Genomic DNA, 215 nt, shown 5'->3' with positions numbered 1-215 from the left:
CGAAGTAAACTTCGCACTAAAAAACCACCTGAGTCATCTTTTATTGCCGCTAAGCCTGCTGCATCTGAGTCTGTTTCTCTGCCTGAGTTGTTACAGCTCAAGCATGGTCAGAATACGGTGTTGTTGCCATCAAACACAGATGCTCTGTGGTTGGCTGCACTGCTCAGGGCGCTGTCATGATCTGCTGGCACAATGAGTCTGTTTACTTGCACCGC

Annotated in this window: 1 protein-coding gene; it reads left to right on the top strand. The window is 48.8% G+C overall.

Annotated features, from left to right (window positions below; genetic code table 11):
• Positions 1–180: hypothetical protein (locus CKO50_RS24155; protein ID WP_176474738.1), on the top strand; the 180-nt coding region annotated here is incomplete at its 5' end.
• Positions 181–215: the final 35 nt, after the last annotated feature.

Origin of the sequence: Pseudoalteromonas sp. HM-SA03 (assembly GCF_002289345.1) — a bacterium.
GTDB lineage: Bacteria > Pseudomonadota > Gammaproteobacteria > Enterobacterales > Alteromonadaceae > Pseudoalteromonas.
The sequence above is the reverse complement of the archived record's forward strand: the minus strand, read 5'-3'. Positions and strand labels throughout refer to the sequence as shown.